Below are 254 nucleotides of genomic sequence, written 5' to 3' on the forward strand. Positions count from 1 at the left end.
TTTTTGGAGCCAGCCGCCTAAGGTGGGACAGATGATTGGGGTGAAGTCGTAACAAGGTAGCCGTATCGGAAGGTGCGGCTGGATCACCTCCTTTCTATGGAGAATTGATGAACGCTGTTCATCAATAAAGTTTCCGTGTTTCGTTTTGTTCAGTTTTGAGAGAACTATCTCTCATATATAAATGTATGTTCTTTGAAAACTAGATAACAGTGTAGCTCATATTTTTTAATTTTTAGTTTGGTTAAGTTAGAAAG

The 254-nt window shown here is 38.6% G+C and carries 1 rRNA gene; it reads left to right on the plus strand.

Features of this window, described 5'->3' with window-relative positions:
• A 16S ribosomal RNA gene (locus tag GBN91_RS28690) occupies positions 1 to 94 on the plus strand; the annotation flags it as partial.
• Positions 95 to 254 lie beyond the last annotated feature (160 nt).

Source organism: Bacillus sp. B1-WWTP-T-0.5-Post-4 (assembly GCF_009183795.1).
GTDB lineage: Bacteria > Bacillota > Bacilli > Bacillales > Bacillaceae_G > Bacillus_A > Bacillus_A cereus.